Source organism: Mesorhizobium sp. M0802 (genome assembly GCF_040320115.1).
In the GTDB taxonomy this organism is placed as follows: Bacteria; Pseudomonadota; Alphaproteobacteria; order Rhizobiales; family Rhizobiaceae; genus Mesorhizobium.
This window is the reverse complement of record NZ_JAMYOY010000011.1, coordinates 149295-174608: the sequence shown is the minus strand read 5'-3', so window position 1 is coordinate 174608 and position 25314 is coordinate 149295. Positions and strand designations below refer to the sequence as shown.

Sequence of the window (25314 nt, the reverse complement as noted above, 5' to 3'; positions counted from 1 at the left end):
GCCAGACCGCGCTGGCGAGCAACAGGAGGGCGATGGCGGCTATGTTTCGAGTTCATGTAGAACTTCGGCGCCCCGGCAGTTACAAACCGAAGCTTAGTAAGAATCGACGGTGCCATCCTGATAGACAATTCGCTTAACGGCGACTTCTGTCTTAGCAGTTCCGGCGGAAACGGGACCAATCATCTTGCTGTACGCATCGTCGTGCATGAACTGGTTATCTTCCCAAAAGAAATACGTATCGCTCGCTGTCGATCCACCAGGCAGGATATTTATGTCCAACTTGCTGTCGTTGACCAAAATCTCGTCACCAAATGCGTCCCTGATGGTGATCAACAGGGCCAATGCTGAGACGCGTTTTGCAGACGCGTTTGAAAAGGCAAGATGTAGCTCAATCCTCGAGCTATAGATGCGCTGCCTCGGGTTCTCATCTTGAACATTGAAGCGTGCCAGATCCAGTTTAACCGGTGAGACGGGCATGCTAGCTGCCGGCTCGGTTTTCAGCGGTAGCGATTCATCCGGCTTGAGCGCATCGTAACAGGCTAGTCTGTCCGCGCCGTCGACCATCTGCCGACAATTCTCAATGTTTTGGAAGGATTGGGCGTTGGCTCCGCCCACAAACACTAGGAAAAAGATCGCCAGAACAAGCTTGAACATCCCCTTACTCCCCCACCCGTCGCTGATACTTGCGCAAGTAAGGCAGGGACGCAAGCGTTGGCCTTAGCCGCCCGTCCTCAGTCTAACTCCTGGCCCGCCCGCAACCGTCTCGCCGTCAGCTAGCAAGATGACACCTGCTGACTCTAGCACAGCACGGATTGCCGCTACCGTTCCAGGCTCGCCTTCGGTCTTCCCTGTTTCATAGTTGGTAACTGTGTTTCGGTGGACGCCTGCCTGCTCGGCCAACTGGCGAACGGTCCAATTCAACAACGCCCTCGATGCTCGCAATTGTGCACTTGTCATAAGCCCCACCTTGTGCCACTGTCACAAGGTAAACATAGGCACAAACGCCAAAGGGGGCAAGCCATGGACGTGCAGGAGAATTGGAAGTTCGAAATCGGCGCGATGATAACCCACCGTGATCAGCCGATGCTTTCGCAGGTTGTCGGACGTGTGCGGACGACTAAGGGACACCAGGTCTACGGCGTGCGGCGCTTGGACGACTGCGAAGTGCCTGAACTGATGATCTTTGGTGAGTCTCTGGTAGCCGCCTAACCCGACAAACCAATCAATACAAACCCCGCTTCGGCGGGGTTTTTTCTACCGCCCATAACGGCGTTCCACGTGCCGAGGAGAGCCGCATGAGCCGCAGCGCTGCAAATGACAACCACGCCCCGTTGAGGCTTGCCGACGCCATACCATTGGCCTTCCCGTAAGGCGGAATGACAGTCAGCGGGCTGCGGCTTGAAGCAGGGCGAGGGCGCCTCACAATCATGCGCATCGCGAACAAGGATTTCACCACCTTGGCCGCAATTGAGGAGATGAACAAAAATGTCTCGTTCCCGCAAACCTGCGCGGCTCTGGCTCCGGCCAGCTAGCGCTGACCGCGAAGCTGTCTGGATCATCCTCGACGGAAAGCAATACAGCACTGGCTGCAGCCAACATGATCGTGGACAGGCTGAGCAAGCGCTCGCCCAGCACATCGCAAAGCGCTTCCTAGAAAAGCCGACGGAGAAGCATCGCGCCGCTTCCGATGTCTCGATTGCAGAGGTAATTGCCCACTATCTTCTCATGAAGGAGGACGGCGCGCGTCGCCCGAAGGAACTCGCTGCGCGGGCACGGGCACTTCTAGCCTACTGGGGCGACAAGACCTTAGATGACATCACCACGAGTACGTGTGCCGCGTACGTCAAGCAACGATCCTCGCAGACAATGGCCAGGCGCGAACTCGAGGACCTGAGGGCGGCTTGTCGAATGGCGATCGCAGACAAGGTGACGAGGCATGCCGTCGCGGTAACGTTGCCTGCCAAGTCGAAAGGGCGAGTCCGACATCTCGACCGCAGCCATATGGCCAAGCTTATACGGGCAGCGTATCGGAAACGTGAGGTGCAGCGCGGCGTCCCAACGGCCAAGAAGGCCACGCTACATGTCGCTAGGTTTCTAATCACTTCGCTCTACACTGGCTCAAGGTCGGCTCGCGTGTGGCAGGCATCATTTACGCGCCAAGCGGGACGGCCCTACGTAGACCTTGCTGCCGGCGTCTACTATCGCGCGGCAGAAGACGAGAACGTGGCCGCAAACAAACAGGCGCCGCCCGTAAGGCTGCCGGGACGTCTACTAACCCACCTACGCCGATGGCATAGGCTGGGCGCAAAGTACGTCGTTGAGTACCAAGGACGGCCTGCTGATCCCAAACGAGCATTCCGCAACCTGGTGGACGACGTGCTCGGTGACGAAGGCAAAGGCATTGTTCGACACACGATGAGGCACACCGCAGCCACGTGGCTCATGCAGGGCGGTGTAGATATGTGGCAAGCGGCAGGCTATCTCGGCATGACCAAAGAGACGCTGGAAAAGACCTATGGTCATCATCACCCGGATCATCAGGGAGAGGTTGGCGACGCTTTTACAAGCGGGCGCGCCGGCAGGGTACGGCAGTGATTTTCAATCGTTGCCGTATTCGTTGCCGTGGATTTTCGGGAAAACACCTAAGTGTCTGTTTTTTCTGGTCGGAGTGGCAGGATTTGAACCTGCGACCCCCTCGTCCCGAACGAGGTGCGCTACCAGGCTGCGCTACACTCCGTGACCAGACCGCGGGCTTATAGCTGCCACATACCGTTCCTGCAAGCGGCAATGGCAGCGCTTCTGTCGCATTTCGTTGGCTTTCGTTGGGCATTGCCGCAAAGCTTGGCTTTCCCTCCCGGGATAAACCCGGCTTAAAGCCTTGTGTGCTAAGTCGCAGCCTCGATAAATTGTGCTTTCGCCATCTGGAGCTCTGCTGCCTTGCCCCTGAAAATCGTAGGCGACGCCCGGCCCAACAGCTTCGAATTCGAAACGGAAGCGCTGATCAAGGCGTCGGGATTTCGCGAGTACGATGCGCGCTGGTGGTTCGGTCACGCCGGCTCTGCGCAGCCGCCGGAGCTCAACCTGATCGGCGTCCAGGCGCTCGGCATGGGGCTTGGCACCTTGATCCGCCGCCTTGGCGCCGGTCCCGACATCGTCACCGGGCATGATTTCCGTTCCTATTCGCTTGCCATCAAGCTGGCGCTGGTTTCCGGCCTGATGGCTGCGGGCGCAAAGGTGAAAGACATTGGCCTGGCGCTGTCGCCCATGGCCTATTTCGCCCAATTCGCACTCGACGTGCCATCCGTCGCCATGGTCACGGCGTCGCACAACGAGAATGGCTGGACCGGAGTCAAGATGGGTGCGGCGAGGCCGCTCACCTTCGGACCAGAGGAGATGAGCGCACTGAAACAGATCGTGCTGTCGAGCGACTTCGATCTCGCCGGCGGCGGCTCCTACGAATTCGTCTCCGGTTTTCGCGAGACCTATCTCGACGATCTGGTGAGCGACAAGCGCATCGCGCGAAAGCTGAAAGTCGTGGCCGCTTGCGGCAACGGTACTGCCGGCGCCTTCGCGCCACAGGCGCTGGAGCGCATCGGCTGCGAGGTGATCCCGCTCGATGTCGAGCTCGACCACAGTTTTCCGCGCTATAACCCGAACCCGGAAGACATGCAGATGCTGCATGCCATCAGGGACAAAGTGCTGGAAACAGGTGCTGATGTCGGGCTGGGCTTTGACGGCGACGGCGACCGTTGCGGCGTGGTCGACAATGAGGGCAACGAGATTTTTGCCGACAAGGTCGGCGTCATGCTCGCGCGGGACATATCAACCCAATACCCCGGCTCGACCTTCGTCGTCGATGTCAAGTCGACCGGCCTGTTCAACACCGACAGCGTCCTGCGCGCCAACGGCGCGAAGACAGATTACTGGAAGACCGGCCATTCCTACATCAAGCGCCGCGTCGCCGAGCTTGGCGCCGTCGCCGGCTTCGAGAAGTCGGGCCATTTCTTCTTCAATCCGCCGATCGGCCGCGGCTATGATGACGGTCTCATCACGGCAATAGCCATTTGTGAGATGCTCGTCCGCAACCCCATAAGTTCGATGGCCGATCTCTATCGCGCGCTGCCGCTGACCTTCGGCACGCCGACCATGTCGCCGCATTGCGCCGATGACGTGAAATACGGCGTGGTCGGTCGGGTGGTGGCGGACTTCCAGGCGATACAGCGCGCCGGCAAGGCTTTTGCCGGCCAGAAGATCGCCGAGCTGATCACCGTCAACGGCGTGCGCATCGTGGCCGAAGATGGCACCTGGGGCGTGGTACGGGCGTCGTCGAACAAGCCGGAGCTTGTCGTGGTTGTCGAAAGCCCGGTATCGTCCGACCGCCGCCGGCAGATGTTCGAGGCGGTCGACGCCGTGCTGCGCCGCAGCCCCGAAGTCGGCGCTTACAACCAGACGTTCTGATTGGACCTTTCATGACCGAGCGCATCGTCAGTTTTGTCATGAGCGGCGGTGTCGGTTCGCGGCTGTGGCCGCTGTCACGCGAGGACAACCCGAAACAGTTCCACGATCTTTCCGGCGACGGCTCGATGCTGGCCAAGACACTGCGCCGGCTGACGGCGCGGCCGGAGGGCGAAACGCCGATCTTCCTGATCGCCGCCGAGCGCCATGCCGAGCGCGTGCATGCCGACCTTGCCGGCCTCGACCTCGCCGGCGGTGGCCCGCTGTTCGAGCCGACCGGGCGCAACACGGCTGCCGCCGTGGCGCTGGCCGCGCTGCGCACATTGTCGGAGTTCGGCGACAGCCTGGTGCTGGTGGTGCCGTCAGACCACGAAATCGCCACGCCCAAGCAGTTCTGGCAGAGCGTCGAGGCGGGCAGCCAGGCAGCGCTTGCCGGCCGTCTGGTGGTGTTCGGCATCAAGCCGACGCAGCCCGAGACCGGCTATGGGTATATCGAAGTCGCAGCCGAAAGCGGCGGCGTCTTCGACGTGTCGCGCTTCGTCGAAAAGCCCGACCTCGCCACTGCGCAGAGCTATCTCAGTGCGGGCACCTTCTACTGGAACACCGGCATTTTCCTATTTCGCGCCGGCGCCATGCGCGACGCATTTGCGGCCTTCCAGCCCGACATCTGGCAGGCCACCGAAGCGGCCTACAAGGCAGCAACGAGCGACCTGTCCGGCCTCTATATGCCGCTCGACCTCTACGCCGCCATCCCGTCGAACTCGATCGACTACGCCATCATGGAACGGGCCAAGGACATCGCCATGGTGCCGGCCGGCTTCCGCTGGAACGACCTCGGCTCCTGGCAGTCGCTGCTTGATGTCGGCCCTGCCGACGCCAAGGGCAATGTCGTCGTCGGCGATGTCGTCGCCATCGATTGCGAGAACTCCTACATCCGCAGCGACGGCCGGCTTTTGTCGGCGATCGGCATGAAGGATGTCGCCATCGTCTCGACCGCGGACGCCACCTTCGTTGCCCCGGTCAGTCACAGCCAGCACGTCAAGAAGATCGTCGAGCAGCTGGAAAAGTCGGGCCGGCTGGAAACCAGGTTCACCCCGGCACACGACCGCGTCATCGAGAGCGGCGCCTGGCGTCGGCGCGTGCATCACTGGCTGTTCGAGGAGACCTTGCCGCTGTGGTCGACTTCAGGCGTCGATGAGCGTCATGGCGGTTTCCACGAGGCGCTCGGCTTCGACGGCGAGGCGCTGTTGAAGCCCAAGCGCATGCGCACGACGGCGAGGCAAGTCTACGCCTTCGCCGTTGCCAAGGCCCGCGGCTGGGACGGTCCAGCCGATCGCCTGATCTCCCATGGCATCGCCTTCATGGCCGGCAAGGGCCGCACGGACCGGGGCGGCTGGGTGCGCACGCTCAATGTCGACGGCTCCGTCGCCGACCCAACCGAGGATGCCTACGACCATTCCTGCGTGCTGCTGGCGCTGGCGCATGCGCATATGTGCGGCGATCCGGATGCGCTGCGGCTGGGCCAGGAGACCTTCGTGTTCCTCGACGCGCATCTCGAGGACAGCCGCATGACCGGCTTTCTCGAGACATCCGATGGCGAGGGCGAGCGGCGCTCCAACCCGCATATGCATCTGCTCGAGGCCTTCCTCGCCTGGTATAAGGCGACCGGCGACCGCACCTATCTGCGCCGCGCCGCGCGCATCATCGACCTTTTCCGCAGTCATTTCTTCGATGCCGAGAGCTGGACGCTGGGCGAATATTTCGACGCCGGGTGGAAGCCGGCCGCCGGCGAGAAGGGCACATGGACCGAGCCCGGCCATCATTTCGAATGGGCCTCGCTGCTCACCGATTTCGTCGCCCGCAGCGGCCAGGGCGAGTTGAGCAATTTTGCCCGCAAGCTCTACGCCTCGGCCATCGCCAACGGCCTCAACCGCGCCACCGGCCTTGCCTACGGCGCGGTCTCCAGACAGGGCCTGCCGCTCGACCTTGTGTCGCGGAGCTGGCCACAGGCCGAAGCGATCAAGGCGGCGATTGCGCTGGATGGCTCGGGTGGTCCCGACCTCAAGCCCGAAATCGAGGCGCGCGTCGGCCGGCTATTCCGCTGGCACATCGACCCGGCGCCGCTCGGCCTGTGGATCGACCGCATCGACGAACGCGGCCGCTCCTTGGCATCGGACGTGCCGGCCAGCATCTTCTATCATCTGGTCTGCGCGCTGACGCAGTATCTTGATGGGACAGCGCAGAAGGGGTGAGGTTGTTGAGAGGCCGGTGCGAGGCACCCCCCTCTGCCGTGCAGGGCAGAGGGGGGTGCCTCGCGCCAACCCCTCAATACGGGCTCGCTACATCCCCGGTCTCGACATACACCGCCTTCAGCTGCGAATAGAGCGCTAAAGCCGCCAGCGAGTTCTCGCGCCCGATGCCGGATTGCTTCACCCCGCCAAACGGAATTTCCACCGGCGTCAGATTGTAGGCGTTTATCCAGCAGGTGCCGGCCTGCAGTTCGGCGATCACCCTATGAGCGCGCTGCAGGTCGCGGGTGAAGACGCCGGCGGCGAGGCCGAATTCGGTGTCGTTGGCGCGGTCGATCACCTCGTCCTCGCCGTCGAACTTCAGCACGCTCATCACCGGCCCGAAAATCTCCTCGCGCGCAATGCGCATCTTATCGGTGACACCGGTGAACACGGTTGGTTCTACAAAGAAGCCGCCATCGAACCCTTGCAGCGACGGCACGTTGCCACCGCAGGCGAGCGTTGCTCCATCCTGCCTGCCGGCCGCGATGTAGGAAACGACCTTCTCCTGCTGCGCCTTGTTGACCAGCGGCCCCATCTGCGTCTCAGGATCGAGCGGATCGCCGATGCGGATCTTTTTCGTCCGCTCGACCAGCCGGTCGACGAAGCGGTCATGGATGCCGCTTTGTACGAAAACACGCGTGCCGTTGGAGCAGATCTGCCCGCTCGAATAGAAATTGCCGAGCATGGCGCCGCCGATGGCGTTTTCGAGATCGGCATCGTCGAACACGATCAGCGGCGACTTGCCGCCGAGTTCCATCGTCGCATGCTTCATCTTCGAACCGGCGAGCGACAGCACCTTGCGGCCGGTCGGCACCGAGCCGGTCACCGAAACCTTGGCAACGACATCATGGCCGACGAGGCCGGCGCCGACTTCGCCATAGCCTTGCACGACGTTGAACAGCCCGTCGGGCAGGCCCGCCTCTGAGTAGATCTCGGCCAGCGCCAGCGCCGACAGCGGCGTGTTCTCCGAAGGCTTGAATACCATGGCGTTGCCCATGGCGAGCGCCGGGGCGGATTTCCAGCCGGCGATCTGGATCGGATAGTTCCAGGCGCCGATGCCGACGCACACACCGAGCGCCTCGCGGCGCGTATAGGCAAAAGGTCCACCAAGATCGATCGCCTCGCCGTTGAAGGCGGCAACCGCGCCGCCGAAATATTCGAGGCAGTCGGCGGCCGATAGTGCATCCGCCACCAGCGTCTCCTGGATCGCTTTGCCGGTGTCGAGCGTCTCGATCCGCGCCAGATCGGCGTTGCGCGCGCGCAAAATGTCGGCGGCGCGGCGCAGGATGCGGCCACGCTCGACCGGCTTCATCCGCGCCCAGGCCGGTTGTGCGGCCCGCGCGGCTTCGATGGCGAGCTCCAGCACGTTCGGAGTCGCCGAATGCAAAGTGGCGATGACCTCACCGGTCGCCGGATAGATCACCGGCAGCGGCGCGCCGCCTTCGTCCTCGATGTAGCGGCCGTTGACATAGTGCGATGCCGTTGGCTGGGCGCGCATGCTGTTCTCCAGATGTATTCGCTATTGCGGAGCAGTCCGCCGGACAATGCCCTATCGATCCGCCACCTGCCAGCGCGGATTGATCCAGGGTTCCTGGTTGGATGGCGCCAGCGGCGTGCGGCCGAGAATGTGGTCGGAGGCCTTTTCGCCGGTCATGATCGAGGGCGCGTTGAGATTGCCATTGGTGACGCGCGGAAAGATCGAGGAGTCGGCGACCCGCAACCCGTCGATGCCGATGACGCGGCACTCCGGATCGACGACGCTCGTGATGTCATCGGCCCGACCCATCTTGCAGGTGCCGCACGGGTGATAGGCGCTCTCGGCATGATCCCGGATGAAGGCGTCGAGATCCTCGTCCGACTGGACATGCGAACCCGGCGAGATTTCCTTGCCGCGGAAGCCGTCAAAAGCCTTCTGGCCGAAGATCTCGCGGGTCAGCCGGATGCAGTGGCGGAACTCGGTCCAGTCGTCTGGATGCGACATGTAGTTGAAGCGGATGACCGGCGTCGCTTTCGGGTCGGGCGAGCGCAGCGTCACCGAACCGCGCGACTTCGACCGCATCGGCCCGACATGCGCCTGGAAGCCATGCGCCTTCGCCGCCGCCTTGCCGTCATAGCGCACCGCCGCCGGGATGAAGTGGTACTGGATATCGGGGTAGTCGACACCGGCCTGCGAGCGCACGAAGGCCGCGGCCTCGAAATGGTTGGTGGCGCCGAGGCCGGTCTTGAAGAACAGCCACTGCGCCCCGATCAGCGTCTTGGAGAATGGGTTGAGAACCGAATTCAGCGTGATCGGCTGGGTCGATTCCTGCTGGATGTAGAGCTCCATATGATCCTGCAGATTGCGACCGACACCGGGCCGGTCGGCCACGACCTGGATGCCGTTCCCCGTGAGATGCGCGGCCGGGCCGATACCGGATAGCATCAGGATCTTGGGCGAATTGATCGACGATGCGGCGACGATCACCTCACGTCGTGCCTTAACGACCTGAATCTGTTTGTGAGCTTCGATCTCGACTCCGACGGCACGCTGATTCTCGATGATCACCCGGCGGGCGAAGCCTCTGATCACGCTGACATTTTGCCGCTTGAGCGCCGGCTTCAGATAGGCCGACGCAGCCGACCAGCGGCGGCCGCCGCGAATGGTTTGCTCCATCGGTCCGAAGCCTTCCTGCTTCCAGCCATTGTAGTCGTCGGTCAGTTCGAACCCGGCTTGGCGGCCGGCCTCGACAAAGGCGCCGTAGAGCGGATTCTTGCGCGGGCCACGCTGGACGTGCAGCGGGCCGCCGTGGCCGCGCCAGCCGTCCTCGCCGCCGTCACTGTCCTCCATGCGCTTGAAATAGGGCAGCACGTCGGCGAAGCCCCAGCCGGCCGCCCCCTGTTCGGCCCAGTGGTCGAAGTCGCGTGCGTGGCCCCTGACATAGACCATGCCGTTGATCGAGGACGAGCCGCCGATCACCTTGCCGCGTGGCGTCGCCAGCACGCGGCCGCCGAGATGCGGCTCCGGTTCGCTGGCAAAGCCCCAGTCGTAAAGGCTCATGTTGAGCGGGATCGACAGCGCCGACGGCATCTGGATCAGCGGCCCGATATCGGTGCCGCCGAACTCGATGACGATGACCGAATGCTTGCCGTCTTCCGACAGCCGGTAGGCCATGGCCGAGCCGGCCGAGCCGGAGCCGATGATGACGAAGTCTGCTTCAAGCATGGTTCACATGCGCCCATCGTTCATATGCGAAATAAAATCGGCGAGAGAGACATTGCCGCCGGTAGCCACAACCAGGACGGTTTTACCCGCCACATCCACCTTGCCGCCGAGCAGCGCCGCCAGCGACGCTGCGCCTGACGGCTCAAGCACCAGCTTCATCCGCTCGAAGGCGGTCTTCATCGCTCGCCTAACCGATTGGTCGTCGACGGTGATGCCGCGCACGCCAGCGGTCTTGACCGCCGCGAACGGCGCGTCGCCCGGCCGCCGCGACATCAGCCCGTCGCAGATCGATTTCGGCGCGATCGGCATGGTCTCGATGGCGCCATGCGCTAGCGATGCACCCATGCCGTTGAAGCCTTCCGGCTCGACGCCGATGATCTCGGTTGCCGGCGACAGATAGTGGAAGGCGAGCGAGATGCCGCCGATCAGTCCGCCGCCGCCGACCGAGCAGAACAGAAGGTCGGCACTGGCGTCCTTTGCCTCGAATTGTTCGAGCGCTTCGAGCCCGGCGCCGGCCTGGCCGGCAACGATCTCCGGATCGTCGAATGGATGCAGCAACGCCAGCCCTTCGGTCTCGGCAATCTCGCGGGCCTTGGCGGCTGCGACCTCTTCACGGGCGCGCTCGCCATGATCGGTCAGCACGACGCGCGCGCCATAGCCTGTGGTCGCATCGCGCTTGGCGGCCGGCGCGTCGATCGGCATGACGATGGTGACGGGAATGCCGAGCGCCTGGCCGGCAGCCGCCAACCCTTGCGCGAAATTGCCGGAGGAGTAGGCGACGACGCCTTTTATGGCCTCATCCGGCGACAGCCGCTTCAACCGCCAATAGGCCCCGCGCACCTTGAACGAGCCGGCCCATTGCAGTGATTCCGGCTTGATAAAGACGCGGGCCGCACCCGTCTCCTTGGCCAAGGCTGTCGATTCCAGCAAAGGCGTGATCTGCGTCGCCTTCGACGTCACGGCATAGGCCTGTCTGAGGTGCTCGAGGGAGGGGACAATTGTCATCATTCGCCTCGCGGAAAGCGTTTCTGTTCCTCGAGATTGTCGAGGTTCATGTGGTTGCGCATGTAGCGTTCCGACGCCTTCTGCAGCGGTTGGAACTCCCAGGGGTAATGCGTGCCGTTGCGTAGCGCCGGATAGACCACCCAGCGCCGCGCCTGGCTGGTACGCACGGCGGCGTCGAAGGCGGCCATGTCCCAGCGCGCTCGTACGGCTCCCGTGAAGGCCGCCACCAGATCGGCATGCGTCGGATCGGTGGCAAGATTGGTGAGTTCTTGCGGATCGGCTTCGAGATCGAACAGAAGCGGCGGATCGATCTCGCAATGGATGAATTTATAGCGGCCGTCGCGGATCGCCACCAACGGCGCGTTGGAGCCTTCGGCGGCATACTCCATCAGAACTGGAGCATCGCGTTTCGTGCCCTCGAGCAGCGGCAGCAGCGACTGGCCGTCGGTCCACGGCGCGATCGCCGAGATGTCGATGCCGGCGAGATCGCACAATGTCGGCGTCACGTCGAGATTGGAAACCGGCGCGTCGATCAGCCCCGCGGCAACGCCCTTGCCGGCGATCATCAGCGGCACCCGTGCCGAGCCCTCGAAAAAGTTCATCTTGAACCACAGGCCGCGCTCGCCAAGCATATCGCCATGGTCGGAGCAGAACAGGATGACCGTGTCGTCCAGCATGCGCGTACGTTCCAGCACTGACATCAACTCGCCGACCTTGTCGTCGAGATAGGAGATGTTGGCGTAGTAGCCGCGCCGCGAGCGGCGGATCTGCTCCGGCGTGATGTTGAAACTGTCGTAGTCGCTGGCGCGGTAAAGCCGCTGCGAATGCGGGTCCTGATCGGCATAGGGGATGAATCCCACCTCCGGTTCGAGCGCCGGACAATCTTCATAGAGATCCCAATATTGCCGCCGTGCGACATAGGGGTCGTGCGGGTGGGTGAAGGAAACCGTCAGGCACCAGGGCCGGCTGGCCGCATCGTCGGAGGTGCGGGCAAGGTCGTAGAGTTTTTGCACCGCGTGGAAGGCGACCTCGTCGTCATACTCCATCTGGTTGGTGATCTCGGCGACGCCGGCGCCGGTCACCGAGCCCAGATTGTGATACCACCAGTCGATGCGTTCGCCGGGCTTGCGGTAGTCCGGCGTCCAGCCGAAATCGGCGGGATAGATATCGGTGGTCAACCGCTCTTCGAAACCATGCAACTGGTCGGGGCCGACGAAATGCATCTTGCCCGACAGGCAGGTGTAATAGCCGGCGGCGCGCAGATGGTGAGCATAGGTCGGAATTGAGGAGGCGAACTCAGCGGCGTTGTCGTAGACTTGGGTGCGCGACGGCAATTGGCCGCTCATGAAGGCGGCGCGCCCCGGCGCGCAAAGCGGCGAGGGCGTATAATTGTTCCGGAAACGTGCCGCGCGCGCGGCCAGCTCCTTGAGATGCGGCGCGTGCAGGAAGTCCGCCGGTCCGTTCGGAAACAGCGTGCCGTTGAGCTGATCGACCATGACGATCAGGATGTTGGGTCGTCTTTGTGTCACTGAGGCTGTCACTGTGTCTGTCGCCCGCCGAGTTTGATTTCGAGATAATCTTCGACCAGCGCGATCGCGGTTTGAGCATCCGGCACGCCGTCCTTCAGCGCGCGCCTGATGTACAGCCCGTCGATCATCGCCGCGACCGCTTCCGCCGCGCGGTCGGCCTCGTTGCGCGGCAGTATGCCGGTCAGTCCGCTCATCAGGTTCGAGTGCAGCCGCCGCGCATAGACCCTGAGCAGCCTGCGCAGGGCCGATGATTTCTGTGCCTCGACATAAAAGGCGAGCCAGGCCGCGATGGTTTCCGGCCGGAACTGGATGTCGGAGAAGTTGACGGCGACCACCGCCGAGACGCGTTCGCGCGGCGAGCCGGTGGATTGCAGGGCGCGCCGCATGTCGATGGTCAGCTCGGCCAGTATGTGCCGCATCGTCGCCAGCAGCAGTTCGTCCTTGGCGCCGAAATAGTGGTGGGCAAGGGCCGACGACACGCCCGCCCGTCCGGCGATCTCCGACATAGTCACATCAAGCGAGCCGCGCTCGCCGATCGCCGAGATCGTCGCGTCGATGAGCGCCTTGCGGCGCAACGGTTCCATTCCGACTTTCGGCATTGGGGAGATCCAGATCAAAACCGAGATTATTTTTTATTGACGGATCAATCAATAAAAAACTCGCGCTCGGATCAACCGATCGTGTCGCTCTGGCCCATCCCTTGGACTGGAAAACGGTTCACTGTTGAACAATATTAGAGGCTGATGCCGCGCTATGACATGTTAGGCTTGCGGCGAACGGAGGTTGCCATGACCGCATGCATCGTCGGCTGGGCGCATTCGCGCTTCGGCAAGCTTGAAGCCGAGACGCTCGAGGGCCTGATCACAAAGGTCGCGGTCGACGCGCTCGACCATGCCGGCATTGGCCCGGACGAGGTCGACGAGATCGTGCTCGGCCATTTCAACGCCGGCTTCTCCCCTCAGGATTTTACCGCCAGCCTGGTGCTGCAGGCCGATGACCGGCTGCGCTTCAAGCCGGCGACGCGGGTCGAGAACGCCTGCGCCACGGGTTCGGCAGCGGTCCGCCAAGGCATCCGCGCCATCGACGCCAATGCCGCCCGCATCGTGCTGGTGGTCGGTGCCGAGCAGATGACGACGACCCCCGGCCCCGAGATCGGCAAGAACCTGCTCAAGGCTTCCTATCTGCCGGAGGAGGGCGACACGCCGGCCGGTTTCGCCGGCGTCTTCGGCAAGATCGCGCAGGCCTATTTCCAGCGTTATGGCGACCAGTCGGACGCGCTGGCGATGATCGCCGCCAAGAACCACAAGAACGGCGTCGACAATCCGTACGCGCAGATCCGCAAGGATTTCGGTTACGAATTCTGCCGCCAGGAAAGCGAGAAGAACCCCTTCGTCGCCGGTCCGCTGAAGCGCACCGATTGCTCCCTGGTTTCCGATGGCGCCGCCGCTCTTGTGCTCACCGACACCTCGACGGCGCTGAAGATGCGCCGCGCCGTCGCCTTCCGCGCCAACGAGCATGTCCAGGATTTCCTGCCGATGTCGAAGCGTGACATCCTGTCTTTCGAAGGCTGCGAGCAGGCCTGGAACCAGGCTTTGAAGAAGGCCGGCGTGACGCTCGACGACCTCTCCTTCGTCGAGACGCATGACTGCTTCACCATTGCCGAACTCATCGAATATGAGGCGATGGGCCTGGCCAAGCCGGGCGAGGGCGCCAGGCTGGCGCTGGACGGCACGACGGCAAAAGACGGCAGGCTCCCGGTCAATCCTTCGGGCGGGCTGAAGGCCAAGGGCCATCCGATCGGCGCCACCGGTGTGTCGATGCATGTGCTGACCGCCATGCAGTTGACCGGCGAAGCAGACGGCATCCAGGTGCCGGACGCAAAGCTTGGCGGCATCTTCAACATGGGTGGCGCTGCCGTCGCCAACTACGTTTCCATCGTCGACCGGATCAGGTAGAAGCGGCCCGTATATTTCGGGGTGGTGATGACAAATCCGGTTCTGGTCGAAGTCTTGCGCGGCGCGATCGTCGAGAGCGCCCATCGCGGCGCTGTCGCAATCTTCGACGGTGACGGCAAGCCTGTCCTGGAGATCGGCGATACGGCGCGGCCGGTGTTTCCTCGCTCGGCGGTCAAGGCGATCCAGGCGCTGCCGCTGGTTGAAACGGGTGCTGCCGATGCGTACGGCTTGGGCGACCGCGAACTGGCGCTGGCCTGCGCTTCGCATTCGGGCGAACCCGCGCATGTCGAACTGGCGCAGGCGATGCTGGCCAAGGCCGGGCTCGACAAGTCGGCGCTGGAATGCGGCGCGCATTGGCCGTCGAGCCACGACGCGACGATCGCACTGGCCCGCACAGGCGTCTCGCCGAACGCACTGCACAATAATTGCTCGGGCAAGCATTCCGGATTTCTCTGCACCTGCGTGCACTCAGGGATTGCCCACCAAGGCTACGTCAAGGCAGGCCATGGTTTGCAGGAGATGGTGCGCGACGCCATGCAGGCGGTGACCGGCGCTGCCCACGATGCGGATCACCGGGCAACCGATGGCTGCTCGATCCCCACCTATGCCGTGCCGCTGAAAAGTTTTGCCCTTGGCTTTGCCCGCATGGCGACGGGCAGGAGCTTTGGCCCTGAGCGCGCCAAGGCGGCCAAACGCCTGCTGTCTGCCTGTATGGCCGAGCCTTTCCTGGTCGCCGGCACCGGCAAAGTGGATGTGGCGCTGATGCAGGCCGCGCCCGGCCGCATATTCGTCAAGACGGGCGCCGAGGGTGTCTATTGCGCTGCCGTTCCGGAGCTTGGCCTCGGCATCGCGCTAAAATGTGATGACGGCGCCGGCCGCGCCGCCGAGGTGATGATTGCCACTGTGCTGGCAAAACTTCTCAGCGCCGACGGCGCACTGGCGGCGAACCTTCTGGAGCGGGCCAATCCGCCGATCGAAAGCCGCATCGGCGCCAAGGTCGGCTCGCTGCGGCCGACGACGGCGCTCAGCTGACCCTGTTTCGCTCGACCGTCAGATGCGCATAGCCGCTTACGCTTGACCGCGCGAGGTCGCCGGTCGCCGGTTCGGCCCAGCGCTGGCCGATGATGGCGCCGTTCTTGGCGCCGTCGATGACGTTGTCGGAAATGATGGCGTTTCCAGCGCCTTCTACCACAGTGACGGCGATGCCGGTTCCGGCCTGACGGATGATGTTTCCCGTCGCCACAACATTGCGCATATAAGCGCCCCAGCCGATCTGCATGCCGTAGAGCGGCGCGTTCTCGATGACATTGCCCGAGACGGTGGTGTCGGCCTCGACGCTGATACCGACGCCGAAGCCCGGCGCGTCGGCGGGGTAGGGGCCGGTGGTCGAGAGGTTGCGCACGATGTTGTTTGAGCAGACACCCATACGGCCGCCGTCGTTGAAATTGACGATCGAGATGCCGTTAGCGGCACCATCGACGATGTTGTTGCCGATGATGGCGCCTTCGAAGGAGAATTCGGAATAGAGCGCGGTTTCGCCCGACCGCGAGCAGGTGTTGCCGGTCATCTGCAGATTGCTGGAACTGTTGGCGCGGATCGCCGAGAAGGCGCAGTCCGAGACGATGTTGCCGGTGACCGAGACATTGCCGGCACGGAAGGCGTTGATGCCATTGCCGTTCTGCCCGGTGCCGCCGCCGCGCGCGCCGATCCGCTGCACGCGGTTGCCGCTGACGATCGTGCCGTCCTCGGCCTGCTGCCAGCGATGCACAAGAATGCCGCCATTGCCACAGTCGGATACGGTGTTGTCGGATATCGCCAGGCCAGCGGCCTCGACGGAGTAGATGCCGGCGTCCGCAGCCCCCGAAATCTCGGACCGCTCGATGCGGCCCGACGCATGCTCCAGCGCCAGCCCATGCTTGCCGCTGCCGGTGATCGTGCAATTGTCGATGACGAGATGGGCGACGCGGCGCAGGTCGAGCAGGCCTTGCGCATCGTCGGCCAACCCGCCGTTGGCGCCGTCGAAGACCAATGCGGTGAACTCTATATGCTCGGCCTGTTCGGCCGTCAGCAAATGGCCATTGCCGCCATAGAGGATGCGCGAGGCGCCCGGCACGCCCGAAAGCCTGACGCGGGCGGGCAGAGTCAGGTTGGACACGACATAGGTGCCCGGCGGCAGGAACACCGGCGCATTGCGCTGGCTTGCCTCGGCTAGCATCGTGGCGAAGGCCTTGCTCTGGTCGTCCGGTGCGTCCGGCTCCACGCCAAGCTCGGCGGCATTGATCGAGCCAAGCGCTGCCGTCTTCGCCAAGGCGTTGTCCAGCGAAACGCCGAGCACCGCAAAGCCGACAGTCCCCTTGAGAAGCGTTCGTCTGTTCAACATCGGCACAGATCCCTGCGATGAAATGGTTCTTCGCAGGAATTGGGCCAGCCGCATAGGTCTCCGCTCGGCGATAGTCCGGCCAATGACCGGGTCCGGCAAGTGGCTTGTACAGTCGCCGAAGCGGGCCTAAGTTTATCCGATGAGCAGGGCTTTTACCCGCGAGGAAGACAGCGAAAACGCCATTGCCGGCATCGGCGAGCGGCCGATCAGCCAACACCGCAATCTGGTGACGGAGCGCGGCCTGGCGATGATCGAGGACAATCTGGCCGATCTGCGCGACATTTTGGCGAAAGCCGAGCGAAAAGCCGATCGCGAGCGCATTGCCGTCGTCTCGCGCGACCTGCGCTACTGGACAGCGCGCCGCGAAAGCGCCGAGCTTTCCGTGCCGGAACCGGGCAGCGACCAGGTGCGCTTCGGCATGGGTGTCACGCTGGAAAGCGATGACCGCAAGAAAGTGCACTGGAAGATCGTCGGCGAGGACGAGGCCGACCCCTCAAAGGGCAGCATCTCACACGTCTCGCCAATGGCCGTGGCGCTGTTCGGCAAGAAGGTCGGCGACGTCGCAAGCGTCAACGGCAAGGAATGGGAAATCGTCAAGCTGTCGGACGCCTGACGCCAGCTCACCCTATTTGCACAGCCAGCTTTCGCAACCCGGGCTCATACTTGTCCATGACATCGCGAGCAGCACGCATTTGCCGTTCGACGTCGTCACACGGCACCGGCCTTAGGATGATGCCGTCGTCGGTTTCGATGATCTGGAGTTCATCGCCCACTTGCAGGCTCAAGCTGTCGAGCGTTTCCCGCGGCAGGATTACAACGCCCGATCCGTCCTCAAGTCCGTGAATGATGGTGTTCATAGCTATACCATAGGTTGCGCCCGATACTGTAACGCAACTTTGATAAGCAGTGCAACTGTTTTCCATCAGCTCGCCAGCAGCCGGTCCAGCAACCGATCCGCAGCCTCCGGAATAACCGTGCCTGGCGGGAAGATCTCCGCGGCGCCAGCTTCCAGCACCGCGTCATAGTCCTGCGGCGGGATGACGCCGCCGGCGACGATCAGTATGTCGGCGTGGCCGAGTTTCTTCAGCGCATCACGCAATTCGGGGATCAGTGTCAGGTGCCCCGCCGCCAGGGACGAGGCGCCGATGATATGGACGTCCTGCGCCACCGCCAGCCTGGCGATCTCCTCGGGTGTCTGGAACATCGCGCCGACCGTCACGTCGAAGCCGAGATCGGCGAAGGCCGTGGCGATCACCTTCTGGCCACGGTCGTGGCCGTCCTGTCCCATCTTTGCGACCAGGATGCGCGGCTTGCCGCCGGACTTCTTCTCGAAAGCTTCGAGCTTCTCCAGCAATCGGTCGACCGTCAGATTGTCGCCGAGCGCATTGCGATAAACGCCGGAGATCGTTTGCACCGAGGCGACGTGACGGCCAAAGACTTTTTCGAGCGCCAGCGAGATCTCGCCGACCGTGGCATTGGCGCGCGCGGCGCGGATGGCAAATTCCAGCAGGTTTTCGTTACCCTGCGCAGCGCGGGTCAGCGCATCGAGCGCGCTCTCGACCGCGCCGACATTGCGCGTGCCTTTCAGGTTCTGCAGCTTCGACAATTGCCGGGCCTTGACCTCGGCATTGTCGATCTTCAGCACGTCGACGTCGATGTCGTTCTCGGGGCGATGCGCGTTTACGCCAACCAGTATCTGCTCGCCGGAATCGATACGCGCCTGCGTGCGCGCCGCCGCTTCCTCGATGCGAAGTTTTGGAATGCCCTGTTCGGTTGCTGCCGCCATGCCGCCAAGCGCCTCGACCTCTTCGATATGGGCGAGCGCACGCGCCGCCAGATCGTGCGTCAGCCGTTCGATATAGGCCGAGCCGCCCCACGGATCGATGATGCGGGTGGTGCCGGATTCCTTCTGCAGGATCAACTGCGTGTTGCGGGCGATGCGCGCCGAGTGGTCGGTCGGCAGCGCCATCGCCTCGTCGAAGGAGTTGGTGTGCAGCGACTGGGTATGTCCCTGCGTCGCCGCCATCGCCTCGATCATGGTGCGGGTGATGTTGTTGTAGGGGTCCTGCGCCGTCAGCGACCAGCCGGAGGTCTGGCAATGGGTGCGCAGCGACAGCGAGCGTTCGTCGTTCGGTGCAAAATTCTTCTGCATCAGGGTCGCCCACAACAGGCGCGCCGCGCGGAGCTTGGCGATCTCCATGAAGAAGTTCATGCCGATCGCCCAGAAGAAGGAAAGCCGCGGGGCGAAACGGTCGATGTCGAGCCCGGCGGCGACGCCGGCGCGGGCATATTCGATGCCGTCGGCGATGGTGTAGGCGAGCTCCAGGTCCGCGGTCGCGCCGGCCTCCTGCATGTGATAGCCGGAGATCGAGATCGAATTGAACTTCGGCATGTGCTGGGAGGTATAGGAGAAGATGTCCGACACGATCCGCATCGAGGGCTTCGGCGGATAGATGTAGGTGTTGCGGACCATGAACTCCTTCAGAATGTCGTTCTGAATGGTGCCGGCGAGATCCTTCTGAGCAACGCCCTGTTCTTCGGCCGCGACGATATAGAGCGCCATGATCGGCAGCACCGCGCCGTTCATGGTCATCGACACCGTCATCTCGCCCAGCGGAATGCCGTCGAACAATTGCCGCATGTCGAGGATGGAATCGATGGCCACGCCCGCCATGCCGACATCGCCGGCAACGCGCGGATGGTCGCTGTCATAGCCGCGATGGGTGGGCAGATCGAAAGCGACCGAAAGGCCCTTTTGGCCGGCGGCGAGATTGCGCCGGTAGAAGGCGTTGGATTCCTCGGCCGTCGAGAAGCCGGCATATTGCCGGATCGTCCACGGCTGCTGGACATACATGGTCGGGTAGGGACCGCGCACGAAGGGCGGCATTCCCGGATAGGTGTCGAGATGCGGCAGCCCCTTGAGATCGCCCTGGCTGTAGAGATGCTTGACGGCAATACCTTCCGGCGTCAGCCGCTGGCCCTTGACCTCGACCGGCGCGCGCCGTGGCGCCGACCAGCCAATGTGGCTGAAATCCGGGATCACTGTGCGGCTCCGATTGCCTGGTCGATGCGGACCGGAAACAGCGCCTCGCACACCGCCACGCCCTCTGTGAAAGGCGGCCGCCGCTCAGCCGCCAGCGTCTCGACCGGGGCATCGTTTTTCAGCGGGTAAAGCGTGGTGCCGATGATTGCCCGTTCACCCGACCGGTAGGCCTCGGCGCGGCGCTCGGATGCTGCCTTGACGCGCTTCTGGATATGCCCTTGCTGCAGGCTTGCCAGAACGCCGCCTTCCGCTTCGATCCGCTGGAACTCTTCCCACGCCGCTTCGCACAGGCCCAGGGTCAGCGCCTCGACTGCGCCCGACCCAAATGCTGGGTCGGCGACATGGTCGATATGGCTTTCATTGGCCATGATCAACTGCGCATTGCGGGCGATGCGGCGGGCAAAGCCGGCCGGCAGCCCGAGGGCGATGGTGTGTGGCAGGATGGAGATCGAGTCCGCGCCGCCTGCTGCCGCTGCAAAGCTGGCGATGGTGGTGCGCAGGATGTTGGTTTCGGGATCCGCCGCCGTCATCATGCGGAACGACGTCTCGGCATGGATGTTGGCTGTCGATGCCGGGATGGAACAGGTTTCCTGGATGCGCGCCCACAGCCTGCGCAAGGCCCGGACCTTGGCCATCGACAGGAACTGGTCCTGGTCGACGCTCAGCGCAAAGCCGATATGGGGAGCGGCATAGACAAGCGGCTGGCGCGCATCCTCGAACATCCTGAGGTATGACACGGCGGAAGCGAGCATGGTGCCGAGTTCCTGCGCTTCCGTGGCGCCGGCATTGTGGAACACCCGCCCGTCGGCCTCCAGCAGCACACCCGGCACGCCCAGCGAGAAGAAATGCGCCAGCGATTGCGGCATCGATGCCTGCAACGCCTCGATCGACATGCGCAGCCGGCCGGTTCCGGCAAAGATTGCCGCCGGGTCGATGCCGAAGGAGAGGTTCAGCTTTGCCGGGTCGGAGCGGCGCTTGCTCAGGAACGCCACCAGCCAGTCGGCGACGGCACGGCTCCAGGGATGGGCGTCGATGCGGATCTGCGTGCGGTTGAGCGGTACGCCATCCAGCACCGTTTCCAGCGCCTGCGCCGTCCTTGGCAGGCCATAGCCGAACGCATTCGGAGCACCCTCGAAGACAAGCGACAATCCCGTCGCGCCTTGTGCCACATCGTCCAGGGCCTGCGCCTTGGCGCGGCCGATATCGGGATCGTCAATGCGCTGGCTGACGATCCAGGGCAATTTGGGGTTGGCGCGCACAAGCGGCTCGGCGCCGGCGGCGCGATCGTAGAGCGGTTCGATGCGAATCTGATCGTCGGTATGCGAGACCAGTTTTTCCTCGAAGGAGGCGCCGGCGAGCGCCTTTTCGGCCAAGGCCAGCCAACGCTGGCGCTCGACGTCAGCGGGTTCGATGCTCCTGGTCAAGGCTCCGGCGCCCATCCATGTTCCTCGTTTTTATGCGGCCGCACCAGCGTCAGCCGTCCAGTCTACGGTTCCCTGCCAGATATCGCAATGCAATGCGCTTGCGCGGTTGGGATTCGCTTCCCTGACATAGGGCAGCCTGCGTGGACGAACCATGGAACGATTGCCAAACAGCGGCAAAATCCGCAAGTTCCAAAAACCGATTTGGAGGATTGGTTCAATTTAGACGATTGGCCCAATCTGGATGAATAGCCAACTGGATGGATAGCCCAATTGGAGAATAGCATTGTCGCTGCGCAATGGCCTGACTATACCCTGCGGCACGGCCACAGGCTTTTAACACATCAGTTTGCGGAGACATGGTCATATGGCTGACGACACCAGCATTTTCCTCGGCGCCAGCCGCAAGCCCGACGACAGCTATCAGCGCGCCGAACAGCTCTTGCTGCAATATGGGAACCGCCATGGCCTGATCACCGGCGCCACCGGCACCGGCAAGACAGTCAGCCTGCAGATCCTGGCCGAGGGGTTTTCCAATGCCGGCGTGCCTGTGTTCTGCGCCGATATCAAGGGCGACCTGTCCGGCATTGCCATGATGGGCAAGGCGCAGGATTTCCTGGTCAAGCGGGCCGAGCAGGTCAAGCTCGACCCTTACGACTTCCAGGAATTCCCGGTCATCTTCTGGGACCTGTTCGGCGAGCAGGGCCATCCGATCCGCGCCACCGTCTCGGAAATGGGGCCGCTGCTTCTGTCGCGGCTGATGAACCTCTCCGAAGCGCAGGAAGGCATCATGAACATCGCCTTCCGCATCGCCGATGAGGATGGCCTGCTGCTGCTCGACATGAAGGATCTGCAAGCACTGCTGGCCAACATCGCAGCGCGCGCCGACGAGATCAGCTCGCGCTACGGCAATGTCACCAAGCCGTCGGTCGGCGCAATCCAGCGCACGCTTCTGGTGCTGGAACAGCAGGGCGCGGCGCATTTCTTCGGCGAACCGGCTTTGCGCATCGCCGACATCATGCGCACCACCCGCGACGGCCGCGGCGCCATCAGCGTGCTCGCTGCCGACAGATTGATGATGAACCCCAGGCTCTACGCCACCTTCCTGCTCTGGCTGATGTCGGAGCTGTTCGAGGAATTGCCCGAGGTCGGCGATCCCGAAAGGCCGAAGCTGGTGTTCTTCTTCGACGAGGCGCATCTGCTTTTCGACGAGGCGCCGAAGGTGCTGATCGACCGCGTCGAGCAGGTGGTTCGCTTGATCCGTTCGAAAGGCGTCGGTGTCTATTTCGTCACGCAGAACCCTTTGGACATCCCTGAAAAGGTTCTCGCCCAGCTCGGCAACCGTGTGCAGCACGCGCTGCGCGCCTATACGCCGCGTGAGCAGCAGGCGGTCAAGACCGCCGCCGACACCTTCCGGCCCAATCCCGATTTCGACTGCGCCACTGCCATCACCCAGCTCGGCACCGGCGAGGCGCTGGTCTCGACGCTGGAGGTCAAGGGCGTGCCGTCCATGGTGCAGCGGACATTGATCCGGCCGCCATCGTCTAGGCTTGGCCCGATCACAGCGGACGAGCGCCGCAAGCTGATCGACCAGAGCCCGGTCGCCGGCCAGTACGACCAGACCATCGACCGCGAATCGGCCTTCGAGATGCTGCAGAAGAAAGCCAGGGATGCGCAGGACGAGCAGGCGCAGCAGGCCGACAGCGGGCGCTCGCGCTGGACCATTCCGGGCTTCGGCAATGACGATCCGCCGCCGCAGCAATCAGGCGGTCGCCGCGCCCCGGCGCCGCGCCCGTCCAACCGCCAGACGGTGGCCGAAGCCGCGATCAAAGCGGTGGTGCGCTCGGTCGGCTCGTCGGTCGGCCGCGCGATCGTGCGCGGGATTCTGGGCAGCCTGTCCAGGGGGCGGTGAAAAGTGTCAGCCAGCCCGCCTCGGACATGATCAGCGGCCAAAATATCGCTATCGACGGCGGTTGGTGAGGGGTGGCCGGCCTCCTGGAACTGCGCGACGACCGCGCCCGTCTGGTCCTGGCGCCGCAAAAGGGCGCGGCGATCGCCCGCTTCGACGCACTGGTCTGCGGCGCAACGGTGCCGCTGCTCCGCCCCGACGATGGCACCGGCGCCTCCGGCTGCCAGCTTCTGGTTCCCTGGTCGAACCGCATCTCGGGCGGCGGTTTCGCCTTCGACGGCCGCTTCCATGCGGTCGAGCCGAATGTGCCGGGGGAGGCCTTTCCAATCCATGGCGACGGCTTCCAGAGGGAGTGGCGGATTGCCAGCCATAGCGCCACCGAGGCTGAACTGGTCCTCGACGCCGGTGAAATCGGCCCCTACCGATATACGGCGCGGGTCGCCTATGCGCTGCATGACGGAGCCCTGCATGCCACGCTCACCGTGGAGAATCGCACCGGCATTCGCCTGCCTTACGGACTCGGTTTTCATCCCTGGTTCCCGCGCAGCGCCGGAACGACGCTCGAGGCGAAGGCGGCGCGGGTCTGGCTGGAGGACAAGCATCATCTGCCGGTCGGCCTGGCGCCGGTGGCCGATTACCCCGCGTGGAATTTCTCGAACGCCTCCCTGCTGCCGCGAAGCTGGGTCAACAACGCCTTCGACGGCTGGGACCGCCGCGCCAGGATCACCCGGCCCGAGGACAGGATCGCCATCTCGCTCACGGCCTCGCCGCCGCTCGACGTCTTTATCCTCTATTCGCCGTCGATTGATGCGGATTTCTTCTGCTTCGAGCCGGTGTCGCATACCGTCGATGCGCATCACGGCGAAGGGCTGACCCCGCTTGAGCACGGCGCTACGCTGAGTGCAAACATGCGCCTCGATTGGCATTCCACCACTTCGCTCTGATGCGTCATGTGCACACCCACTCGCGGATCTTGCATTTCTGTCCGCTCCGCTCGCACGCCTGCAGTGTCAGGTCTTCGGCATCCCGGCGTGTTTGCGCCGTCTCGGCGCCCCAACTGGTCAGCCGCCCTTCCGGCTTCTCGCCTACGGCGAGGGCGCCGCAATGCTTGTAGGGAAAGCCGGTATTGTCGTCGTCGTCCCAATGGCGATGATTGCGGAATACGCTGACCACGGCGCAGCTGCCGCCGCCGGCGTTCTGGCAATGCTTCAGCGCGATGTCCATCGCCTCCTGCCGCTTGTCGGCGCCCCAAAAGAAGCCGTGCTTCTCGTCGGGGCTCGAATAGGCGATCGCCGCCCAGATGCCTCTCTCCTCCTGGGCCGGCGGCTCGGGCACGTCCGCCGCCGGGGCGAGGTCCGCCGCGCCCAGCCGCCCGGCGCAAAGCAACAGCATGCCGACCGCCGCAATGGCGGAATTAACCCTCATTGTACGCCTCCTTGTTTTCCTGCTGCCGAGGCCACGGAAATGACGACGCAGCTGTTGCCGGTTGGCAGCAGCATCGCGTTGCCCCCTCCATTGGCCAGTTCGTAGACGCTGATTTGTCCAAGATTGTTGGCGAGCTTGCTGTCTTTCGGAAGCAGGGCCGGAACATCGGCGCAATTGGCCGCGAATGGCGCCACCCTGACCATCGTACCTTCGCAAACGGATGCGGTGGGTGCCGCGAACACCAGGCCTGCCGCCGGGCCGCTGTAGCCCTGTGTGGCGTAGTTCATGCCGACCAGGGCTTCCACGAGGTGTTTGTCGGGGGCCTCGTTGTTCCAGATCGACTGGACGCTGTACGTCGTGCCGGTCGTCAGCATCTGCCCAAGGGCTGGGAAAATGTTGGAACAAGACTGCAATCCTGCCTCTTTGGCGTGTTGCAGAAATGGCGTTTCGGCCAGGGCCGGATTGGGCTGGTTGGTCTCCGCGACCGCCGGCTGCGGCAATAGATTGCGGACCAGGTCGTAGCGCATGGCCGCGAAGCCGGCCGTGGCGACGACGGCAATGGCGAGCAACGAGAAGACAGCGGTCTTCGCCCGGCTTCGTTGCGGTCTGCTCCGGTCTTCGATGCCGACCCGGACAGCATCCTTTCCCTGGTTGCGGGACATTATGCGGTCATGGATCGATTGCTGGTTCATCGCGATT

General features: G+C 63.5%; 22 protein-coding genes and 1 tRNA gene. 9 read left to right on the top strand and 14 right to left on the bottom strand.

Annotated features, from left to right (window positions below):
- Positions 1-93: 93 nt before the first annotated feature.
- Complete coding sequence (locus NKI10_RS17430) at positions 94-654, bottom strand: hypothetical protein (RefSeq protein ID WP_352861113.1); 561 nt, start codon at positions 652-654, stop codon at positions 94-96.
- Positions 655-717: 63 nt separating this feature from the next.
- Positions 718-957 (bottom strand): helix-turn-helix transcriptional regulator, encoded by a 240-nt coding sequence (locus tag NKI10_RS17425; protein WP_352861111.1) that lies wholly within the window; start codon positions 955-957, stop codon positions 718-720.
- A gap of 63 nt (positions 958-1020) precedes the next feature.
- Between NKI10_RS17425 and NKI10_RS17420 the strand changes: the two genes are divergently transcribed.
- Both NKI10_RS17420 and NKI10_RS17415 read left to right on the top strand, forming a co-directional pair.
- Positions 1021-1209 (top strand): hypothetical protein, encoded by a 189-nt coding sequence (locus NKI10_RS17420; protein ID WP_352861109.1) that lies wholly within the window; start codon positions 1021-1023, stop codon positions 1207-1209.
- A 276-nt stretch (positions 1210-1485) separates the two neighbouring features.
- The gene (locus tag NKI10_RS17415) at positions 1486-2595 is read left to right on the top strand and encodes an integrase (protein ID WP_352861108.1); all 1110 of its coding nucleotides are present in this window, start codon (positions 1486-1488) and stop codon (positions 2593-2595) included.
- 65 nt (positions 2596-2660) lie between these two features.
- Here NKI10_RS17415 and NKI10_RS17410 read toward each other — a convergent pair.
- A tRNA-Pro gene (locus tag NKI10_RS17410) sits at positions 2661-2737 on the bottom strand.
- Between the two features lie 200 nt (positions 2738-2937).
- Here NKI10_RS17410 and NKI10_RS17405 point away from each other — a divergent pair.
- Both NKI10_RS17405 and NKI10_RS17400 read left to right on the top strand, forming a co-directional pair.
- Positions 2938-4458: a phosphomannomutase/phosphoglucomutase gene (locus NKI10_RS17405; protein WP_352861106.1), complete on the top strand. Its 1521-nt coding sequence runs from the start codon at positions 2938-2940 to the stop codon at positions 4456-4458.
- 11 nt (positions 4459-4469) lie between these two features.
- The gene (locus NKI10_RS17400; protein ID WP_023670740.1) at positions 4470-6707 is read left to right on the top strand and encodes a mannose-1-phosphate guanylyltransferase/mannose-6-phosphate isomerase; all 2238 of its coding nucleotides are present in this window, start codon (positions 4470-4472) and stop codon (positions 6705-6707) included.
- A 73-nt stretch (positions 6708-6780) separates the two neighbouring features.
- Here the strand turns inward: NKI10_RS17400 and betB are convergent, their stop codons facing one another.
- Genes betB through betI form a run of 5 tightly spaced genes read right to left on the bottom strand, consistent with a single transcriptional unit; the run spans position 6781 to position 13081 of the window.
- Complete coding sequence (gene betB / locus NKI10_RS17395) at positions 6781-8244, bottom strand: betaine-aldehyde dehydrogenase (RefSeq protein ID WP_023709830.1); 1464 nt, start codon at positions 8242-8244, stop codon at positions 6781-6783.
- A gap of 51 nt (positions 8245-8295) precedes the next feature.
- Entirely contained in the window at positions 8296-9948 is a 1653-nt protein-coding gene (gene betA, locus NKI10_RS17390) for a choline dehydrogenase (protein WP_023709829.1), read from the bottom strand.
- 3 nt (positions 9949-9951) lie between these two features.
- On the bottom strand, positions 9952-10956 hold the full coding sequence (locus NKI10_RS17385) for a threonine/serine dehydratase family protein (RefSeq protein ID WP_352861103.1): 1005 nt from the start codon (positions 10954-10956) through the stop codon (positions 9952-9954).
- The gene (gene betC / locus NKI10_RS17380) at positions 10953-12482 is read right to left on the bottom strand and encodes a choline-sulfatase (protein ID WP_023687209.1); all 1530 of its coding nucleotides are present in this window, start codon (positions 12480-12482) and stop codon (positions 10953-10955) included. Before betC ends, NKI10_RS17385 begins: the two co-directional genes overlap by 4 nt.
- Positions 12483-12490: 8 nt before the next feature.
- Positions 12491-13081 carry a choline-binding transcriptional repressor BetI gene (betI, locus tag NKI10_RS17375; RefSeq protein ID WP_352788077.1) on the bottom strand — a complete coding sequence of 197 codons (591 nt, stop codon included), beginning with the start codon at positions 13079-13081 and terminating at the stop codon, positions 12491-12493.
- Positions 13082-13270: 189 nt separating this feature from the next.
- Here betI and NKI10_RS17370 point away from each other — a divergent pair, with 189 nt between their 5' ends.
- Positions 13271-14437: an acetyl-CoA acetyltransferase gene (locus NKI10_RS17370; protein WP_352861100.1), complete on the top strand. Its 1167-nt coding sequence runs from the start codon at positions 13271-13273 to the stop codon at positions 14435-14437.
- A gap of 27 nt (positions 14438-14464) precedes the next feature.
- A complete protein-coding gene (locus NKI10_RS17365; RefSeq protein WP_352535162.1) occupies positions 14465-15469 on the top strand; it encodes an asparaginase in 1005 nt (334 codons plus the stop codon).
- Here NKI10_RS17365 and NKI10_RS17360 read toward each other — a convergent pair.
- Complete coding sequence (locus tag NKI10_RS17360; protein ID WP_352861097.1) at positions 15462-16817, bottom strand: TIGR03808 family TAT-translocated repetitive protein; 1356 nt, start codon at positions 16815-16817, stop codon at positions 15462-15464. The genes NKI10_RS17365 and NKI10_RS17360 overlap by 8 nt on opposite strands.
- A 139-nt stretch (positions 16818-16956) precedes the next feature.
- Here NKI10_RS17360 and greA point away from each other — a divergent pair, with 139 nt between their 5' ends.
- Positions 16957-17430 carry a transcription elongation factor GreA gene (greA, locus tag NKI10_RS17355; RefSeq protein WP_023698161.1) on the top strand — a complete coding sequence of 158 codons (474 nt, stop codon included), beginning with the start codon at positions 16957-16959 and terminating at the stop codon, positions 17428-17430.
- Between the two features lie 7 nt (positions 17431-17437).
- Here the strand turns inward: greA and NKI10_RS17350 are convergent, their stop codons facing one another.
- From NKI10_RS17350 to NKI10_RS17340, 3 genes are all read right to left on the bottom strand, one after another.
- Complete coding sequence (locus NKI10_RS17350) at positions 17438-17674, bottom strand: AbrB/MazE/SpoVT family DNA-binding domain-containing protein (protein ID WP_352861095.1); 237 nt, start codon at positions 17672-17674, stop codon at positions 17438-17440.
- Positions 17675-17739: 65 nt separating this feature from the next.
- On the bottom strand, positions 17740-19860 hold the full coding sequence (gene scpA / locus NKI10_RS17345; protein WP_352657389.1) for a methylmalonyl-CoA mutase: 2121 nt from the start codon (positions 19858-19860) through the stop codon (positions 17740-17742).
- Positions 19857-21299, bottom strand: a complete 1443-nt coding sequence (locus NKI10_RS17340; protein ID WP_023684564.1) for a methylmalonyl-CoA mutase subunit beta — start codon at positions 21297-21299, stop codon at positions 19857-19859. The genes scpA and NKI10_RS17340 overlap by 4 nt, the downstream gene beginning before the upstream one ends.
- A gap of 349 nt (positions 21300-21648) precedes the next feature.
- Here NKI10_RS17340 and NKI10_RS17335 point away from each other — a divergent pair, with 349 nt between their 5' ends.
- Both NKI10_RS17335 and NKI10_RS17330 read left to right on the top strand, forming a co-directional pair.
- Positions 21649-23193 (top strand): helicase HerA-like C-terminal domain-containing protein, encoded by a 1545-nt coding sequence (locus NKI10_RS17335; RefSeq protein ID WP_352861093.1) that lies wholly within the window; start codon positions 21649-21651, stop codon positions 23191-23193.
- Between the two features lie 71 nt (positions 23194-23264).
- The gene (locus NKI10_RS17330; protein WP_352861091.1) at positions 23265-24134 is read left to right on the top strand and encodes an aldose 1-epimerase; all 870 of its coding nucleotides are present in this window, start codon (positions 23265-23267) and stop codon (positions 24132-24134) included.
- Between the two features lie 4 nt (positions 24135-24138).
- Here NKI10_RS17330 and NKI10_RS17325 read toward each other — a convergent pair whose 3' ends face one another.
- A complete protein-coding gene (locus NKI10_RS17325) occupies positions 24139-24615 on the bottom strand; it encodes a DUF4189 domain-containing protein (protein WP_352861089.1) in 477 nt (158 codons plus the stop codon).
- A complete protein-coding gene (locus tag NKI10_RS17320) occupies positions 24612-25307 on the bottom strand; it encodes a hypothetical protein (protein ID WP_023816470.1) in 696 nt (231 codons plus the stop codon). The genes NKI10_RS17325 and NKI10_RS17320 overlap by 4 nt, the downstream gene beginning before the upstream one ends.
- Positions 25308-25314: the final 7 nt, after the last annotated feature.

Bases quoted from the DNA above. Each gene is read 5' to 3' on its own strand.
- NKI10_RS17360 (WP_352861097.1), bottom strand. From the start codon at position 16,817: ATGTTGAACAGACGAACGCTTCTCAAGGGGACTGTCGGCTTTGCGGTG.
- betB (WP_023709830.1), bottom strand. From the start codon at position 8,244: ATGCGCGCCCAGCCAACGGCATCGCACTATGTCAACGGCCGCTACATC.
- NKI10_RS17385 (WP_352861103.1), bottom strand. From the start codon at position 10,956: ATGATGACAATTGTCCCCTCCCTCGAGCACCTCAGACAGGCCTATGCC.
- NKI10_RS17370 (WP_352861100.1), top strand. From the start codon at position 13,271: ATGACCGCATGCATCGTCGGCTGGGCGCATTCGCGCTTCGGCAAGCTT.
- NKI10_RS17325 (WP_352861089.1), bottom strand. From the start codon at position 24,615: ATGAGGGTTAATTCCGCCATTGCGGCGGTCGGCATGCTGTTGCTTTGC.
- NKI10_RS17415 (WP_352861108.1), top strand. From the start codon at position 1,486: ATGTCTCGTTCCCGCAAACCTGCGCGGCTCTGGCTCCGGCCAGCTAGC.
- betI (WP_352788077.1), bottom strand. From the start codon at position 13,081: ATGCCGAAAGTCGGAATGGAACCGTTGCGCCGCAAGGCGCTCATCGAC.
- NKI10_RS17400 (WP_023670740.1), top strand. From the start codon at position 4,470: ATGACCGAGCGCATCGTCAGTTTTGTCATGAGCGGCGGTGTCGGTTCG.
- betA (WP_023709829.1), bottom strand. From the start codon at position 9,948: ATGCTTGAAGCAGACTTCGTCATCATCGGCTCCGGCTCGGCCGGCTCG.
- NKI10_RS17335 (WP_352861093.1), top strand. From the start codon at position 21,649: ATGGCTGACGACACCAGCATTTTCCTCGGCGCCAGCCGCAAGCCCGAC.
- NKI10_RS17430 (WP_352861113.1), bottom strand. From the start codon at position 654: ATGTTCAAGCTTGTTCTGGCGATCTTTTTCCTAGTGTTTGTGGGCGGA.
- NKI10_RS17425 (WP_352861111.1), bottom strand. From the start codon at position 957: ATGACAAGTGCACAATTGCGAGCATCGAGGGCGTTGTTGAATTGGACC.
- NKI10_RS17320 (WP_023816470.1), bottom strand. From the start codon at position 25,307: ATGAACCAGCAATCGATCCATGACCGCATAATGTCCCGCAACCAGGGA.
- NKI10_RS17350 (WP_352861095.1), bottom strand. From the start codon at position 17,674: ATGAACACCATCATTCACGGACTTGAGGACGGATCGGGCGTTGTAATC.
- greA (WP_023698161.1), top strand. From the start codon at position 16,957: ATGAGCAGGGCTTTTACCCGCGAGGAAGACAGCGAAAACGCCATTGCC.
- NKI10_RS17420 (WP_352861109.1), top strand. From the start codon at position 1,021: ATGGACGTGCAGGAGAATTGGAAGTTCGAAATCGGCGCGATGATAACC.
- NKI10_RS17340 (WP_023684564.1), bottom strand. From the start codon at position 21,299: ATGGGCGCCGGAGCCTTGACCAGGAGCATCGAACCCGCTGACGTCGAG.
- NKI10_RS17365 (WP_352535162.1), top strand. From the start codon at position 14,465: ATGACAAATCCGGTTCTGGTCGAAGTCTTGCGCGGCGCGATCGTCGAG.